Genomic DNA, 14,354 nt, shown 5'->3' on the forward strand with positions numbered 1-14,354 from the left:
GGTTCGAGCGCGACGCGAGGGGCCCGACCGCCGCGTGACAGACTCGGACGCATGGCGGCACGCGACCTCGACGTCGAAGGACTGGCGAACGCACGCGATCTCGGGGGGCTCGAGCGGCGCGACGGGTCGGTGACGCCGACCGGAGTCTTCTACCGGTCCGAGATGCCCGACCGCGTGACGCCGGACGGGTGGCGGGCGCTGCACGACCTCGGGGTGCGGACGGTGGTCGACCTGCGGCGGCCCGAGGAACGCGCCGGTGCCGAGCCGCACGGCATCGACGTCGTGCCGGCCGACCTCGACGGCGACGATCAGGAGTTCTGGGCTCCCTACGAGGCCGACGGTCGCTGGGGCACGCCGCTCTACTACCTGCCGCACCTTGCGGGGATCCCCGACCGCATGCGCGCGGTGCTCGACGCGATCGCCGACGCGCCGGAGGGGGCCGTGCTGTTCCACTGCGCGGCGGGGTGGGACCGCACCGGCCTCGTGTCGGCGGTGCTGCTGCGCTCGCTCGACGTGACACCGGAGGCCGCGGTCACGGACTACCTCCGGTCGTTCGAGAACGCCCGGGCCATGGAGGCGCTGCACGGCCGCCCGTCCCACGTTCCGCAGCGCCTCGGCGTGCTGTCGGGCTACGGGCACACGCCGGAATCGGCGTTCCGCTCCGCGTACACCGGCATCGACGTCGACGCGTGGTTCGCGGCGGCCGAGGTCGCGCCCGCGACGCGCGCGGCGGTGCGCACGTGGCGCGGGGCCGTGACCCGCTGACGGAGAGTGGATGCCGGCGGCCGCAGCGGCCGCCGGCATCCACTGTTCATCCCGCACGGATCCTGAGGCAGGATGTCGGCGTGCCCACTCGCAGTTTCACCCTGTCGGCGACCGTCGACGCGCCGCCCGAGAGCGCGATCGCATTCCTGATGCAGCTCGACCGCCACCACGGCCTGCACCCGTATCTGCAGTCCGCGGAGGTCGTGGCGGAGGGCGTCGCAGGCGACGGTCCGTGGTGGGACTGGCGTGTCGTGGAGCGGCCCACGGTGTGGGGGATCCCGTACACGATGCGCTTCCCGGCGCGCATGACGCGGCTGAGCGCGGGTTCGATGCGGGGCGACGTCGTCGCGGCGCCCGGATGCCGGCTGCAGACCGTCACAACGGCGGTCCCGACGGCCGACGGCACGGTCGTCGAGGAGACGACGACCGTCACCGCCCCCGGACCCGTGATCGGGTACATGACGAAGCACGCCCGTTCGGCGCACGCCCGCACCTTCGGGCGGCTGCCGGCCGAACTCGCCACGCCCGCGTAGCGCCGCGCACCCCTCTTGACGTCGCGGCACAGATGTGTACGGTGTGAACATACGCATTCGCCGACTCGGAGGTCCTGATGCAGAGCACGACCCGGAACGCCCTCCCGCCCGTCGTCGACGCCGAGGCATGGCGCCGCGAGCTCGCCGAGCTGCGCGTCCGCGAGAAGGCGGCGACCCGTGAGCTCGACGCCATCGCCGCGCAGCGGCGTCGTCTGCCGATGGTGGAGCTGCCCGACTACACCCTCGCCGGCAAGGACGGACCCGTCCGCCTGGCCGACGTGTTCGAGGGGCGCACGCAGCTCATCGTGTACAGCCACATGTGGTTCGAGGGCAAGCAATGGCAGTGCCCCGGGTGCACCGGGTTCACGTCGCAGTTCGACCGGCTGGAGTTCCTCGAGCCCTATGACGCGAGGTTCGTCATCGTCACGCAGGGCCCGATCGACGAGGCGCTCGCGTACAAGGCCAGGACCGGCAACCGCATGGAGTGGTACTCGACGGCCGACAGCCCGTTCGGCGCCGACATGGACGCCCCGCCGGACGGCGGGTTCGCGGTGAACGTGTTCCTGCGCGACGGCGACACCGTCTACCGCACGTGGCACACCAACGGTCGCGGCACCGAGCAGCTGTCGTACGAGTTCGGCCTCATCGATCTGCTGCCGTACGGGCGGCGCGAGGACTGGCAGGACTCACCGCAAGGATGGCCGACGACCCCCACGTACGACGGCTGGTTCAGCTCGCAGAGGGTCGCCGAGCTGTACGGCCCGGGCGTGAAAGGCTGACCAGGCGATGAAACCGGTGCGCGTGAGCACCGGCGGATGAGCCAGGATGAGAGGTGATGCGCACACCTCTCAGCCGTCGCCTGCTCGCCTCGAGCGCACTTGCGGCGGCCCTCTGGCTCCTGATCGTCGTCATCCGCTGGGGGTTCTCGCAGATCCCCGGCGGCGCTGCACAACTGGCGCAGCTCGTGCCGCAGCTCGCCCCGTCGCAGCTGCTGTGGGGACAGAGCGGCGGCTGGTTGTTCGTGGCGATCGCCGCCGGCGTGCTCGCGGTGGGGCTGGTCCACGCGCTCGTCACGGCGCTCGCCGCCCGGAGCGGAGCGCCCTTGATCGCCGCCTGGTTCGCGACCGTCACGGCGGGCGCGGTCGTGGGGCTGGCCTTCGACCTCGCCGCCGCCTGGGGCTCGCTGGCGATGTTCGGCCCGCGCGGTCTGCTCGTCGGCGCGTTCGGCGTGGCCGCCGCGTCAGGGGCGCTGTGGGGCCTGGCGGCGGGATGGATGCCGGGCCTCGTCGCCCGCTCGCCCGCAGAGACCCCCGCGTACGCGGACGAGACTCGCCGCCCCGTGTGGCTGCTGCCGGCCGCGGCCGTCGCGGTGATCGCGGTGGTCGCCGGCGGCGTCGCCTCCGACACCGCACGCACCGCCGCCATCGCGGCCGAGAGTGCGGCGCGGCAGGAGGCCGAGGCGGCGGTCACGTTCGGCGCCCTGCCCGACCCGAACGCGCCGGGCGTACCGGTACCGACCCGGGCCGAGGCATCCACCGAGCTCGACGCACAGTGGTGCACGCCCGACAAGGCGACCCTGCTGCTCGGCCAATCGGATGCGGCCACCGGGCATCGGGGCATGCCGATACAGCTCATGAACTTCTCGGACGAGCCGTGCGTGATCGAGGGCTACCCCGACGTCGCCTTCGGCGACCAGAACCAGCACCTGCTGGCGGTCACGATCGAGCAGGGCGGCTCGTTCATGGCGCAGGACCCCGGCCCGCAGCGCATCGAGGTGCCCGCCGGCGGCTACGCCCTGACCTACCTCGGGTGGGACGCCGCGTCACCGCACGGTGCGCTCGTCACGAAGACCGTCTACGCGGCGCCCACCGCCGGCATGGAACGCGGGTCGTGGGGGCTCGACGTCGATCTCGACATCGTCGAGGGCTCGACGGTGTCCGTCACGGCGTGGGAGATCGACCCCGATCCGTTCCCCTCGGAATGACGGAACGCGGATGCCGCACCCCAGGCCGGGGTGCGGCATCCGCGTTCGTCGACTCGCGAGCCGGGATCAGTACCAGTTGACCGCCTGCGAGTGCGCCCACGCGGCGCACGGCGTGCCGTACGAGCCGGCGATGTAGCCGAGGCCCCACGCGATCTGCGTGGCGGCGTTCGTCTGCCAGTCGGCGCCGGCGCTGGCCATCTTGTTGCCGGGCAGCGACTGCGGGATGCCCGTCGCGCCGCCGTTGCTGTTGTACGCCTGGTAGTTCCAGCCGGACTCCTTGGTCCACAGCGACTCGAGGCACGAGAACTGGCCGTCACCCCAGCCGTAGTTGGCTGCGGCCATCTGCCGTGCGGTGGCCTTGGCGCCGTCGGGCGTGTTGGCGGCGGCGAGGGCGGCAGCGGCCGCCTCGGCCTGGCGCTGCGCCTCGGCGGCAGCGGCCGCCGCGGCAGCGGCAGCGTCTTCTGCGGCCTTCTTCGCCTTGGCGGCGTCGAGGTGCTCGCGCAGGTCGGCGACGCGGGCGGTCACCTTCTCGGTCGAGGTCGACGTGTCGGCGGCGAGACCCGGCAGCAGCAGGGCGGGGACGATGTCGAGCTCCGCGAGGCGGTCGGCCGCCTGCGTGAGGTCGGAGGTGTCGACCGAGGTGTCGGCCATGCCGATGTCGAGGCCGGCCGTCGAGATGTCGGTGGTGATGGTGTCGGCCTCGGTGAGGGCGACGCGGGCGGCGAGCAGCGTGCTCTTGGCGTCGACGCGGATGTCGCGCAGCGTGTGCACGGTGGCGTCGGGGGCGGCGACCGTGGCGATGGCGGTGGCAGCCATCGGGGCGGCGGCGGCGAGGCTCGGCGAGGCGAGGGTGAGGCCGGTCGTGACGACGATTCCGAGAGCGGTTCCGGCGGCGACGGCAGCGCCGACGAAGCGGCGACGGGGGCGGCGGGCAGGGGCGATCTGATCTGAATGCATGACGAACGTACGTTCCTTCGGGGGTTCCGCGCCGTCGGGGTGCAGCGCGCCGCGTCCTCGGGTCGGACGCATAAGTCCACGAGTCTGCCTCATCGCCACTGGACGACTTCTGGCGTTTTCCTGGAAGAACCGTGGGAAGGGTTTTCTGCGAAAAGCCTGATCCGGGGTCGGAGAAGGCCCCCCGCGTGGTGCTGGTGAGCGGGGCCGCGCGCCGCTACGGTTGCGCTCGACGGGGCACGTGCGTCGTGTGCGTCGTCGGTGCGATCACGACATCTCGAAGGAGAGTTCCATGGCCACATCGTCTGCCGCCGACATCGTGAAAGCGGTCGGAGGCGCTTCCAACATCGAGAGCCTGACGCACTGCGCGACCCGGCTCCGATTCCAGCTCCGCGACGCGTCCGGCGTCGATCCGAAGACCGTCGAGGCCATCCCGGGCGTGATGGGCGCGGTCCCGCAGGCCGGCGAGCGGTTCCAGGTCGTCATCGGCGGGGGCGTCCAGAACGTCTACAACGACATCATGGCGCTGCCCGAGATGGCGGGCGGGAGCAGCGCTCCCGCGCCCGACGACGACATCGACTCGATCAAGGCGCGGGAGCGGGCGAAGGGGGTGCGCGGCAAGGTCGCGTGGATCGACTCGCTGTTCGAGTTCCTGTCGGACTCGTTCCGGCCGATCCTCGGCGCCCTGCTCGGCGCGTCCTTCTTCATCACGTTCATGGCGCTGCTGGCGACCCTCGGGGTGATCCCGGACTGGAACGCACCCGGGGTGACCCTGGATCCGTCGTGGGCGTTCGTCAACCTGATGTGGCAGTGCATCTTCGTCTTCCTGCCCCTGATGGTGGCGTACAACGCGACGAAGAAGGTCGGCGCCGACCCGTGGGTCGGCTTTGGCATCATGGCGGTGCTCATGCTGCCGGGCTTCCTCGCGCTGGGTGAAGGGGTGGAGCCGACGAAGTTCCTCGGCGTCGAGGTGACGATCGTGCCGATCTTCGGCTTCCCGTTGACGATCTTCGACTACAGCTCGCAGGTCTTCCCGCCGCTCCTGATGGCGGCGGTCATCGGCCCGCTCTACAAGCTGCTGCGCAAGCTCATCACGGCCAACCTGCAGCTCATCTTCGTGCCGTTCTTCGCGATGCTCATCATGATCCCGCTGACGGCGTTCATCATCGGCCCGATCGGTGTCTACGCCGGCGCCGCGCTCGCCGAGGGGCTGAAGGCGATCAACCAGTTCTCGCCGTTCATCTTCGCGATCGTGATCCCGCTCGCATACCCCTTCATGGTGCCGCTGGGACTGCACTGGCCGATCAATGCGGTCATGCTGCTGAACATCCAGACGCTCGGGTACGACTTCATCCAGGGCCCGATGGGCGCGTGGAACTTCGCGTGCTTCGGCGCGACGGCCGGTGTGCTCGTGCTGTCGCTGCGCCACCGCGACACGCAGATGCGCCAGACCGCCACGGGTGCGCTCGCGGCGGGCCTGCTCGGCGGCATCTCGGAGCCGTCGCTGTACGGCATCCATCTGCGGTTCAAGCGCATCTACCCGCGCATGCTCGTGGGCTGCTTCGTCGGTGGTCTGACGATCGGCATCGGCAGCCTGATCCTGGGCCTCCAGGACGGCGTCACGACGCAGGCGTTCGTGTTCACGTCGCTGCTGACGATCCCCGCGTTCAACCCGATCGGGCTGTACGCGATCGCCATCGGACTGGCCTTCTTCACCTCGATGTTCCTCGTCATCGGGTCGAACTTCCGCACGCCCGAGCAGCAGGCCGAGTTCGAGGCGACGCGTGATGCGGCCGAGGCCGCGGCGGCGGCCGAGCATGTCGCTCCGGCGGTCGTCGAGGCTGCGGAGCCTCGCGCGATGGACGCATCGGAGGCCGCACCCGCGGTCGTCGCCGTCGCGACCGCTACCCTGGCGCCGGAGAAGGCGCCGGTCGAGGTGCGGGCGCCGCTCGCAGGCCGGGTCGTGCCGTTGTCGGCGGTGCCCGACCCGGTGTTCGCGGGAGGGGTGATGGGGCCGGGGGTCGCCATCGAGCCCGCCGGCGACACGGTGTTCTCGCCGGGCGCGGGCGTCATCGCGGCGGCGCAGCCGACCGGGCACGCGTTCGGCATCGTCCTCGACGGAGGAGTGGAGCTGCTGATCCACGTGGGCATCGACACGGTCAACCTCAAGGGCGAGGGGTTCGACGTCAAGGTGCACAACGGCGACCGCGTCGAACTCGGCACGCCGCTCGTGACCTTCGACCGCGCGGTGATCGAGCAGGCCGGCTACCCGCTCATCACACCCGTGATCGTGCTGAACGCCGACGACTTCGGTGAGGTGGTCCCCGGGCCTGAGGGCGACATCGCGGTCGGTGCACCGCTGCTCACGGTTGAGCCGAAGCCCGCGACGGACTGAGGACGCCGCCCGGCGGCGCGAACGACGGAGGGGTGGATGCCGGGCCGCCGGCATCCACCCCTCCGCAGTCGTCGACTAGCGGCGGTGGGCGGCGTAGTACGCCAGCAGGGCGCGCGTCGACGCGTCCTGCGCGCCGATCGCGGCCTCGTCGCCCTCGATCGCCGGCGCGATCTGCAGCGCCAGCTGCTTGCCGAGCTCGACGCCCCACTGGTCGAACGAGTTGACGCCCCAGATCACGCCCTGCGTGAAGGTGATGTGCTCGTACAGGGCGACGAGCTGTCCGAGCACCGCGGGCGTGAGCGCAGGCGCGAAGATCGACGTCGTCGGCTTGTTGCCGGCGAACGTGCGCGCGGCCACGAGCGGACCCGTCGTGCCCTCGGCCTCGACCTCTTCGGCGGTCTTGCCGAACGCGAGCGCCTTCGTCTGCGCGAGGAAGTTCGACAGGAACAGGCCGTGCACGTCGCGGCCGCCGTCTTCGAGCGGGTACGCGGGGTTCGCGAACGCGATGAAGTCGGCGGGGATCAGGCGCGTGCCCTGGTGGATCAGCTGGTAGAACGCGTGCTGGCCGTTGGTGCCGGGCTCGCCCCAGAACACCTCGCCGGTGTCGGTGGTGACCGGCGAGCCGTCCCAGCGGACCGACTTTCCGTTGGACTCCATCGTGAGCTGCTGCAGGTAGGCGGCGAAGCGGCTGAGCTGCTGCGCGTAGGGCAGCACCGCGTGCGACTGCGCCCCGAGGAAGTTGGAGTACCAGACGTTCAGCAGGCCCATGAGCACCGGGACGTTGCGCTCGAGCGGCGTCGTGCGGACGTGCTCGTCGACGGCGTGGAACCCGGCGAGCAGCTCGCGGAACACGTCGGGGCCGAGCTCGATCATGAGCGAGAGGCCGATGGCGGAGTCGACCGAGTACCGGCCGCCCACCCAGTCCCAGAAGCCGAACGCGTTGACCGGGTCGATGCCGAACGCCGCGACCTTGTCGAGGGCGGTCGACACGGCGACGAAGTGGTGCGCGACGGCATCCGTCTTCGCCGCGTCCGAACCGTCGATGGCGCCGACGGCCTGCAGGCCGGCCCACAGCCAGTCGCGCGCGAGACGGGCGTTGGTCAGCGTCTCGAGCGTGGTGAAGGTCTTCGAGGCGACGATGAAGAGCGTCGTCTCGGGGTCGAGGTCCTTCGTCTTGTCCGCGATGTCGAACGGGTCGATGTTCGACACGAACCGGGCCTGGATGCCGGCGGTCGCATACGGCTCCAGCGCGGCCGAGATCATGACCGGCCCGAGGTCGGACCCGCCGATGCCGATGTTGACGATGTGCGTGACCTTCTTGCCTGTCACGCCCGTCCACTCGCCCGCGCGCACACGGTCGGCGAACACGGTCATCGCCGAGAGCACGGACTGCACGTCGGCGTCGATGTCCTGTCCGTCGACGACGAGCGCGGGCTCCGCGCCGGCGGGGCGGCGCAGCGCCGTGTGCAGCACGGCGCGGTCCTCGGTGGTGTTGATGTGCTCGCCCGCGAGCATCGCCGCATAGTGCTCGGCGACGCCGGTCTGCTCGGCCAGGCGCACGAGGGCGGCGAGGATCTCGTCGGTCACGAGGTTCTTCGACAGGTCGACGTGCAGGTCGGCGAGCTTGAAGCTCAGCCGTTCGGCGCGGCGCGGATCGATCGCGAACCAGTCGCGCAGATCGGGGGCGAACGAATCCCGGATCGAGCTGAGCTCGGACCAGGCGGGCGTGGCGGTGGCATCGACGGGAGCGGTCACGCACCCTAAGGTACTCGGGCCGGTGGCCAGGATGGTTTCGTGTTGCTCACGGCCGAACGGACGCCGGAGTGAGCCGCGTAGGCTCGAGGCGATGCCTTTTCCTGCCCCAGACCTGCGCCTGATCGCCGTCGACATGGACGGCACCCTGCTCGACGGAGACGGTCGCATCCCCGATGCGCTGTGGCCGCTCCTGGATCGCCTGCACGAGCGCGGCATCCGCTTCGCCCCGGCGAGCGGACGCCAGCTCGCGACCCTCCAGCACGCGTTCGCCGACCACCTCGACCACATGGTGTTCATCGCCGAGAACGGCGCCTACGTCGTCGAGGGCGGGTCCGAGATCAGCTCGGACGCGATGGATGCCGCGTTCACGGCATCCCTCATCGCCCGCGTCCGCGCGCTCGAAGGCCGGGATCTCGGCGTCGTCGTGTGCGGCAAGCGGTCGGCGTACATCGAGCGCGCCGACGACGCGTTCCGCGCCGAGGCCGACAAGTACTACGCGCGCCTGCAGGTCGTCGCCGACCTGCTCGAGGTCGACGACCAGATCCTCAAGGTCGCGATCTTCGACTTCGAGGACGCCGCCACCACCGCGCCGGCGCTCGAGGACCTGCGCGCCACCCACCAGGTCGTCGTGTCGGGCGAGCACTGGATCGACGTCATGAACCTCGGCGTCAACAAGGGCGTCGCCCTCGAGCGCCTGCAGGCGGCGACCGGCATCACCCGCGACCAGACCGCCGTGTTCGGGGACTACCTCAACGACCTCGAGATGATGGATGCCGCGGCCCTCTCGTTCGCGATGGCCAACGCCCATCCGCTCGTCGCCGAGCGCGCGCGGTACGCGGCGCCGTCGAACCTCGATCACGGCGTCCTCACCACGATCGAGAAGCTCCTGGACGGGCTCCCGGACGACGAGGCCTGAGCCGCGCTCGCCGAGAGCGTGTGCTCTCGGCGAGAGGACGCGTTGCCCGCGTCACGGACGTGTGCGCTCGCCGAGAGCGCATGATGTCGGCGGTCGTACGGGCGCGTCGGCCGGGTCCGCCCGGCGCGATCGGTACGGTGTGGGCATGGCCGTCAGTCAGACCCGTCGCGCGCGTGCTTCGCGCCGGCGCGCACGCCGCGTCGCGGCGGCCGACAACGACCTCACGCTCGACGAGTGGGAGGCACTGCTGGAGGCTTGGGGCGCGTGCGCGTACTGCGGCGCCGACGGCGTCGCCCTGCAGAAGGACTGCGTGCAGCCCATCTCGCGGGGCGGGCGCTACACGTTCGAGAACGTCGTGCCGGCGTGCCGTTCGTGCAACGCCTCGAAGAGCAACGACGAGGTCACCGGGTGGCTCCGCCGCAAACGACTCGATGAGCGCGCGTTCCTGCTGCGCCACGTCGAGGTCCTCGCCGCGTGGCGCGGCCTGACGCTCACGCCGGCCGATCCCGGCCCGTGAATCGTCCACCGCTGCCGCACGGACGAGAAGCGGCCCGCGCGATTCGGGTTCGCGCGGGCCGCTGGTTCGTGACGAGGCCTACTGCGCGGCGTAGCCCCCGTCGACCAGGTGGTAGCTGCCGCTGACGAAGCTCGCGGCGTCCGAGGCGAGGAAGGCCACCAGGTCGGCGACCTCCTGCGCGTCGCCGAGCCGGCCGAGGGCGTGCTTGCCGGCGAGGGCGGCCTGCGCGTCGGCGTCGAGGTTCGCGTCGACGAGCGGGGTGTGGATGAAGCCCGGGCCGACCGCGTTCACGCGGACGCCCTGCGTGCCGTACTCGAGGGCGGCGTTCTTGGTGAGCCCGACGACGCCGTGCTTGGCGGCGACGTACGCCGACGACATCGGGATTCCGACCGAGCCGAGCACCGACGAGATGTTGACGATCGAGCCGCCGCCGTTCTTCGCGATGGCGGGCGCCTGCGCGCGCGTGCCGTAGAACACCGCGTTGAGGTTGATCTCGATGACCTTCTGCCACGAGTCGATCGGGTACTCGCCGACGGGAGCGGCGGCGCCGCCGATGCCGGCGTTGTTCACCGCGATCCGCAGGGGGGCGAGGGCCTCGGCCGCATCGACCGCGGCCTGGCCGACCGCGGGGTCCGACACGTCGCCGACGAACGCGACGGCGGTGCCGCCCGCGCCGGTGATCTCGGCGACGACCGCGTCGGCAGCCTCCTGTCGCACGTCGGCGACCAGCACTGCGGCGCCGTTCGCGGCGAGAGTGAGGGCGACCGCCCGGCCGATGCCGGACCCGGCGCCCGTGACGATGGCGGAGCGGTCCGCGACATCGTACGTAGCCATGATGTACCTCCGTTGGTGGCGTCATCGTGTGGCGCCGGTCCTGTCTCCGACAGTTGTCGGTTACATATGAGTTAACCTACACCTGTCGAAAAGATTCCCTGGAGGCGCCATGGACCCCCGCAAGCAGCGCAGCCGCGATCGTCTGTACGCTGCCGCACTCGAGCTCGCGGCGGCACAGCCGATCACAGAGCTCTCGGTGACACAGCTCGCCGACGCCGCGGGGGTGCACCGCTCGACCTTCTACGAGCACGCGGACTCGCCCGAGTCGCTGGTCGAGTCGGCCCTCACCTCCGAGCTCGACACCCTGCGCGGCGCGCTCATGACCGACCGATCGGATGCCGTCACGGCCCTCGTCACCGTCACCCGGGGCGTGCTCGAGCACATCCTGCGGCACGCCGACATCTATCGTCGCGAGCTCTCGGGCGGAGGCGGCGCATTGCACGCGATGCTGAGCCGCCACTTCCGGGGGACGACCGAGGCGCTCATCGAGCGCGGCCGGGTCGAGCTCGACGTGGCCGTCGACGGGATGCCGCCCGCCGATGTCGCGGACGCGGCCGCGCGGTTCTTGGCCGACGGCACCGTGGGCATCATCGACGGCTGGCTGCGGCATCCCGATCCGCAGGTCGAGCTGTTCCTGCGGGCGTACGCCGCGCTGCTGCCGGAGTGGTGGCCGCACCGCCCGGCGGTGTGACCCGACGCGGCGCCGGGTGTCAGTCTGCGTCGCGGCGAGCGAGCAGCGTGATCCCGTCCAGCACCGCGCGGTGGGTCGCAGGGGAGGCGAGCACGCGGAAGTGGCCCGACATGGGCACCTGGACGTTGACGGCCCCGTCGAGCACGCTGCCCTCGGGGATGTGGGGATCGAACGGGCCGAAGATCGACACGATGCGCGAGTTCACGCCCGTCTCGCCCGTGAGGGCCACGATGGTGACGTCGGCGGGGCGGAACGCGCGGATGCTGGGATCGACGAACAGGCGCGCGAGCTTCGACCCGTGGAACGGCGTCGCCACGGCGACGAGCCCGAGGAGCCCCAGCGGCGGGACCGGGCTGTCGGACGTCGCCGCGCCGGACGGCACGAGCACGTGCTTTCCGATGAGCCCGCCCTTGCTGTGCGCGACGAGCACGCGCCCGCCCGGCGGGGCAGGAGTCTCGCCGAGCAGCCGGGCCAGGCGGTCGGCGGTCTCCGCGATGCTGCGCCGGTTCACCCCGAGTCCGTGCACGACGCGCACCCGGTGCCCGGCCTCGGCCAGTGCGTCGCCGAGGGGACGCAGGAACGTCCAGTGCTCGTACACGCCAGGCACGAGGTACGCCTCGGGGAGCTCCGGGTCGCCGTGGCGCCATGCGTCGGGGGCGGGGCGGGGCCGGCCGATCGCCCACGGGAGCGACAGCACGGCGAGCTGGCGCCGGGCGGCGTACACGTAGTCCGCGGCCCACCACAGCCCGCGCCGCAGCACCGAGGGGCGCGCGGCCGGGGCGTCTGACATGCGCGCCAGTCTAGGAGGTCGCGGGGGCCGGGGCGGGGGCGCCGATCACGCCGGTGATCGCCGATTCCACGACGGCCGCGGCGAGGGCGTCGACGACCTCCGCCGGCTGCCAGCGCACGGGTCCGTGCACCGCGATGTCGGCGAAGCCGTGGACCGCCGACCAGCACGCCCACTCCGCGAACGGTCGTCGGGCGGCGGCGAGGGCGCCGGCATCCACCATCGCGTCGAGTGTGTCCATCAGCAGGCGGAAGGGGGCGACGATCTCGTCGTCGAGGGTGACGATGCCGTCGCTGGCCTGTGCGTCCTGCGTGAAGAAGGCCGTCTCGAACCATCCCGGCTCAGCCCGGGCGAACGCGATGTAGGCGAAGCCGACCCGACGCAGACGCTCGACGGAGGCGTCCTGCGGCGAGAGGCCGGCAGGTGTCGCGGCGACGCGGGAGAGGATCGCATCGGCGAGGGCGCGCTGCGCCTCGTGCGCGACGGCGTGCACCAGGGCGTCGCGATCGGCGAAGTGGCGGTAGGCCGCGTTGGGCGAGACGCCGACCGCGCGGGTCGCTTCGCGCAGCGTGACGGCGGCGGGGCCGCCGGTGCGCGCCAGCTGGAGCCCTTCGTCGATCAGGGCGCGGCGCAGATCGCCGTGGTGATAGGTGCGCACGGCAGGTGAGGTCATTGCGCGCTCCCGCTCTGGTGTGTACGGTGTGAACATCTCAATGTGAACAGTGTCCACATTGAAGTGTAGGCCCTCGCACGATCCTCCCGACCGCCGAACACGCCGGAGCAACCGCCATGAGCCAGCCGACCCCCGGACCCCGCACGGTGCGCGCCTTCCACCAGGTGCTCGTGAACACCGCCCTCGCGAACGTCACCAGCAGCTACCTGTGGTTCGCGCTGACCTTCTGGGTGTACCTCGAGACCCGCTCCGTGCTGGCCACCGCCATCATCGGCGGGTCGTACATGCTGCTGATCGCGGTGTTCGGCGTCGTGTTCGGGGTGGTCGTCGACCGCATGAAGAAGAAGGCCGTCATGATGCTGTCGAGCGTCGTGACGACCGTCGCGTACCTGCTGGCCGGGGCGATGTTCCTCGCGTTCCCCGAGAGCGCGCTGCTGGACTGGGGCGGCCCGTGGTTCTGGGTCTTCGCCGGAGTCATCCTCATCGGCGGCGTGGTCGAGAACCTCCGCAACATCGCGCTGTCGACGACCGTGACCCTCCTCGTCCCCGCCGATCAGCGCGACCGCGCGAACGGCCTCGTGGGGGCTGTGCAGGGAATCGCGTTCATGGTGACGAGCGTGTTCTCGGGGCTGTCGATCGGCATCCTCGGCATGGGCTGGACGGTCGCGATCGCGATCGCCGCCACCGGCATCGCGCTCGTGCACCTGCTGTTCGTGCCGATCCCCGAGCGCGGCGTCGCGCACGCCGAGGGCGGTGCGCCGCAGGGCTTCGGGTTCCGCGGCGTGATCCCTGCGGTGCTGGCGGTGCCGGGCTTGCTCGCACTCGTGCTGTTCTCGACGTTCAACAACCTCGTCGGCGGCGTCTTCATGGCGCTCATGGACCCCTACGGTCTGACGCTGTTCTCGGTCGAGATGTGGGGCATCGTCCTCGGTGTCACGAGCTTCGGGTTCATCATCGGCGGCGCGCTCGTGGCGAAGTTCGGCCTGGGCAGGAACCCGGTGCGCACGATGCTGCTGGTGAACATCGGCATCGCCCTGCTCGGCATGACCTTCGCGATCCGCGAGCAGTGGTGGATCTACGCACTCGGGATCCTCCTCTTCATGTGCCTGATGCCCATCGCGGAGGCGTCGGAGCAGACCATCGTTCAGCGGGTCGTGCCGTTCGACAAGCAGGGGCGCGTGTTCGGCTTCGCCGCGAGCGTCGAGTCGGCGGCGGCGCCGATCTCGGCGTTCATCATCGGGCCGCTCGCGCAGTTCTGGCTCATCCCGTACATGGAGTCGCCGGAGGGGCAGAACACGTTCGGCTGGCTGCTCGGCGCCGGCGAGGCCCGCGGCATCGCGCTCGCCTTCGTGGGCGCCAGCCTCGTGCTGCTGCTCGTCGTGCTGCTCGCCTTCGTCTCCAAGCCCTACCGCGAGCTGAGCGACGCGTACGCCACGGCGGTCGCCGCGGAACCCGACGGAGGGCAGGACGCCGCGATCGACGTCACGACCGCGGTCGGCGAGGCCGGCGAAGACCTCCGCTCCGGGCTGCGCTGACGCACGTCGCCCCTG

General features: G+C 71.2%; 14 protein-coding genes. 9 read left to right on the top strand and 5 right to left on the bottom strand.

Annotation, left to right across the window (positions count from 1 at the left end):
- Window positions 1–51: 51 nt before the first annotated feature.
- From ACFWJ8_RS16570 to ACFWJ8_RS16585, 4 genes are all read left to right on the top strand, one after another.
- Window positions 52–765, top strand: coding sequence for a tyrosine-protein phosphatase (locus ACFWJ8_RS16570; protein WP_378813585.1), 714 nt, complete (start codon window positions 52–54; stop codon window positions 763–765).
- Window positions 766–845: 80 nt separating this feature from the next.
- A complete protein-coding gene (locus ACFWJ8_RS16575) occupies window positions 846–1,298 on the top strand; it encodes a hypothetical protein (RefSeq protein ID WP_378813587.1) in 453 nt (150 codons plus the stop codon).
- A gap of 77 nt (window positions 1,299–1,375) precedes the next feature.
- A complete protein-coding gene (locus ACFWJ8_RS16580) occupies window positions 1,376–2,077 on the top strand; it encodes a DUF899 domain-containing protein (protein WP_378813589.1) in 702 nt (233 codons plus the stop codon).
- A gap of 56 nt (window positions 2,078–2,133) precedes the next feature.
- On the top strand, window positions 2,134–3,282 hold the full coding sequence (locus tag ACFWJ8_RS16585; protein ID WP_378813591.1) for a DUF4232 domain-containing protein: 1,149 nt from the start codon (window positions 2,134–2,136) through the stop codon (window positions 3,280–3,282).
- Window positions 3,283–3,348: 66 nt separating this feature from the next.
- Here the strand turns inward: ACFWJ8_RS16585 and ACFWJ8_RS16590 are convergent, their stop codons facing one another.
- Window positions 3,349–4,239: a phospholipase gene (locus tag ACFWJ8_RS16590; RefSeq protein WP_378813593.1), complete on the bottom strand. Its 891-nt coding sequence runs from the start codon at window positions 4,237–4,239 to the stop codon at window positions 3,349–3,351.
- A gap of 289 nt (window positions 4,240–4,528) precedes the next feature.
- On the opposite strand from ACFWJ8_RS16590, the gene ACFWJ8_RS16595 reads away from it, so the two are divergent.
- A complete protein-coding gene (locus ACFWJ8_RS16595) occupies window positions 4,529–6,631 on the top strand; it encodes a glucose PTS transporter subunit IIA (protein WP_378813595.1) in 2,103 nt (700 codons plus the stop codon).
- A gap of 75 nt (window positions 6,632–6,706) precedes the next feature.
- Here the strand turns inward: ACFWJ8_RS16595 and pgi are convergent, their stop codons facing one another.
- The gene (gene pgi, locus ACFWJ8_RS16600; RefSeq protein WP_378813596.1) at window positions 6,707–8,386 is read right to left on the bottom strand and encodes a glucose-6-phosphate isomerase; all 1,680 of its coding nucleotides are present in this window, start codon (window positions 8,384–8,386) and stop codon (window positions 6,707–6,709) included.
- A 91-nt stretch (window positions 8,387–8,477) separates the two neighbouring features.
- On the opposite strand from pgi, the gene ACFWJ8_RS16605 reads away from it, so the two are divergent.
- Window positions 8,478–9,302 carry a Cof-type HAD-IIB family hydrolase gene (locus tag ACFWJ8_RS16605; protein ID WP_378813598.1) on the top strand — a complete coding sequence of 275 codons (825 nt, stop codon included), beginning with the start codon at window positions 8,478–8,480 and terminating at the stop codon, window positions 9,300–9,302.
- Between the two features lie 145 nt (window positions 9,303–9,447).
- Window positions 9,448–9,819 carry an HNH endonuclease gene (locus ACFWJ8_RS16610; protein WP_378813600.1) on the top strand — a complete coding sequence of 124 codons (372 nt, stop codon included), beginning with the start codon at window positions 9,448–9,450 and terminating at the stop codon, window positions 9,817–9,819.
- 78 nt (window positions 9,820–9,897) lie between these two features.
- On the opposite strand, the gene ACFWJ8_RS16615 is transcribed toward ACFWJ8_RS16610, so the two are convergent.
- Complete coding sequence (locus ACFWJ8_RS16615) at window positions 9,898–10,653, bottom strand: SDR family NAD(P)-dependent oxidoreductase (RefSeq protein ID WP_345545169.1); 756 nt, start codon at window positions 10,651–10,653, stop codon at window positions 9,898–9,900.
- 109 nt (window positions 10,654–10,762) lie between these two features.
- On the opposite strand from ACFWJ8_RS16615, the gene ACFWJ8_RS16620 reads away from it, so the two are divergent.
- Window positions 10,763–11,344 (top strand): TetR/AcrR family transcriptional regulator, encoded by a 582-nt coding sequence (locus tag ACFWJ8_RS16620; RefSeq protein ID WP_378813603.1) that lies wholly within the window; start codon window positions 10,763–10,765, stop codon window positions 11,342–11,344.
- A gap of 19 nt (window positions 11,345–11,363) precedes the next feature.
- On the opposite strand, the gene ACFWJ8_RS16625 is transcribed toward ACFWJ8_RS16620, so the two are convergent.
- Both ACFWJ8_RS16625 and ACFWJ8_RS16630 read right to left on the bottom strand, forming a co-directional pair.
- Window positions 11,364–12,134, bottom strand: coding sequence for an esterase/lipase family protein (locus ACFWJ8_RS16625; RefSeq protein WP_378813605.1), 771 nt, complete (start codon window positions 12,132–12,134; stop codon window positions 11,364–11,366).
- 10 nt (window positions 12,135–12,144) lie between these two features.
- Window positions 12,145–12,804: a TetR/AcrR family transcriptional regulator gene (locus ACFWJ8_RS16630; RefSeq protein ID WP_378813607.1), complete on the bottom strand. Its 660-nt coding sequence runs from the start codon at window positions 12,802–12,804 to the stop codon at window positions 12,145–12,147.
- A 116-nt stretch (window positions 12,805–12,920) separates the two neighbouring features.
- On the opposite strand from ACFWJ8_RS16630, the gene ACFWJ8_RS16635 reads away from it, so the two are divergent.
- Window positions 12,921–14,339 (top strand): MFS transporter, encoded by a 1,419-nt coding sequence (locus ACFWJ8_RS16635; RefSeq protein ID WP_378813609.1) that lies wholly within the window; start codon window positions 12,921–12,923, stop codon window positions 14,337–14,339.
- The last annotated feature ends 15 nt before the right edge of the window (window positions 14,340–14,354 follow it).

The sequence above is a fragment of the Microbacterium sp. NPDC058389 genome (assembly GCF_042722305.1).
Classification (GTDB): domain Bacteria; phylum Actinomycetota; class Actinomycetes; order Actinomycetales; family Microbacteriaceae; genus Microbacterium.

Coding starts and splice junctions, on each gene's coding strand:
- ACFWJ8_RS16615 (WP_345545169.1), bottom strand. CDS start 10,653: ATGGCTACGTACGATGTCGCGGACCGCTCCGCCATCGTCACGGGCGCC.
- ACFWJ8_RS16605 (WP_378813598.1), top strand. CDS start 8,478: ATGCCTTTTCCTGCCCCAGACCTGCGCCTGATCGCCGTCGACATGGAC.
- ACFWJ8_RS16635 (WP_378813609.1), top strand. CDS start 12,921: ATGAGCCAGCCGACCCCCGGACCCCGCACGGTGCGCGCCTTCCACCAG.
- ACFWJ8_RS16570 (WP_378813585.1), top strand. CDS start 52: ATGGCGGCACGCGACCTCGACGTCGAAGGACTGGCGAACGCACGCGAT.
- ACFWJ8_RS16620 (WP_378813603.1), top strand. CDS start 10,763: ATGGACCCCCGCAAGCAGCGCAGCCGCGATCGTCTGTACGCTGCCGCA.
- ACFWJ8_RS16595 (WP_378813595.1), top strand. CDS start 4,529: ATGGCCACATCGTCTGCCGCCGACATCGTGAAAGCGGTCGGAGGCGCT.
- ACFWJ8_RS16585 (WP_378813591.1), top strand. CDS start 2,134: ATGCGCACACCTCTCAGCCGTCGCCTGCTCGCCTCGAGCGCACTTGCG.
- ACFWJ8_RS16610 (WP_378813600.1), top strand. CDS start 9,448: ATGGCCGTCAGTCAGACCCGTCGCGCGCGTGCTTCGCGCCGGCGCGCA.
- ACFWJ8_RS16580 (WP_378813589.1), top strand. CDS start 1,376: ATGCAGAGCACGACCCGGAACGCCCTCCCGCCCGTCGTCGACGCCGAG.
- ACFWJ8_RS16630 (WP_378813607.1), bottom strand. CDS start 12,804: ATGACCTCACCTGCCGTGCGCACCTATCACCACGGCGATCTGCGCCGC.
- ACFWJ8_RS16590 (WP_378813593.1), bottom strand. CDS start 4,239: ATGCATTCAGATCAGATCGCCCCTGCCCGCCGCCCCCGTCGCCGCTTC.
- ACFWJ8_RS16625 (WP_378813605.1), bottom strand. CDS start 12,134: ATGTCAGACGCCCCGGCCGCGCGCCCCTCGGTGCTGCGGCGCGGGCTG.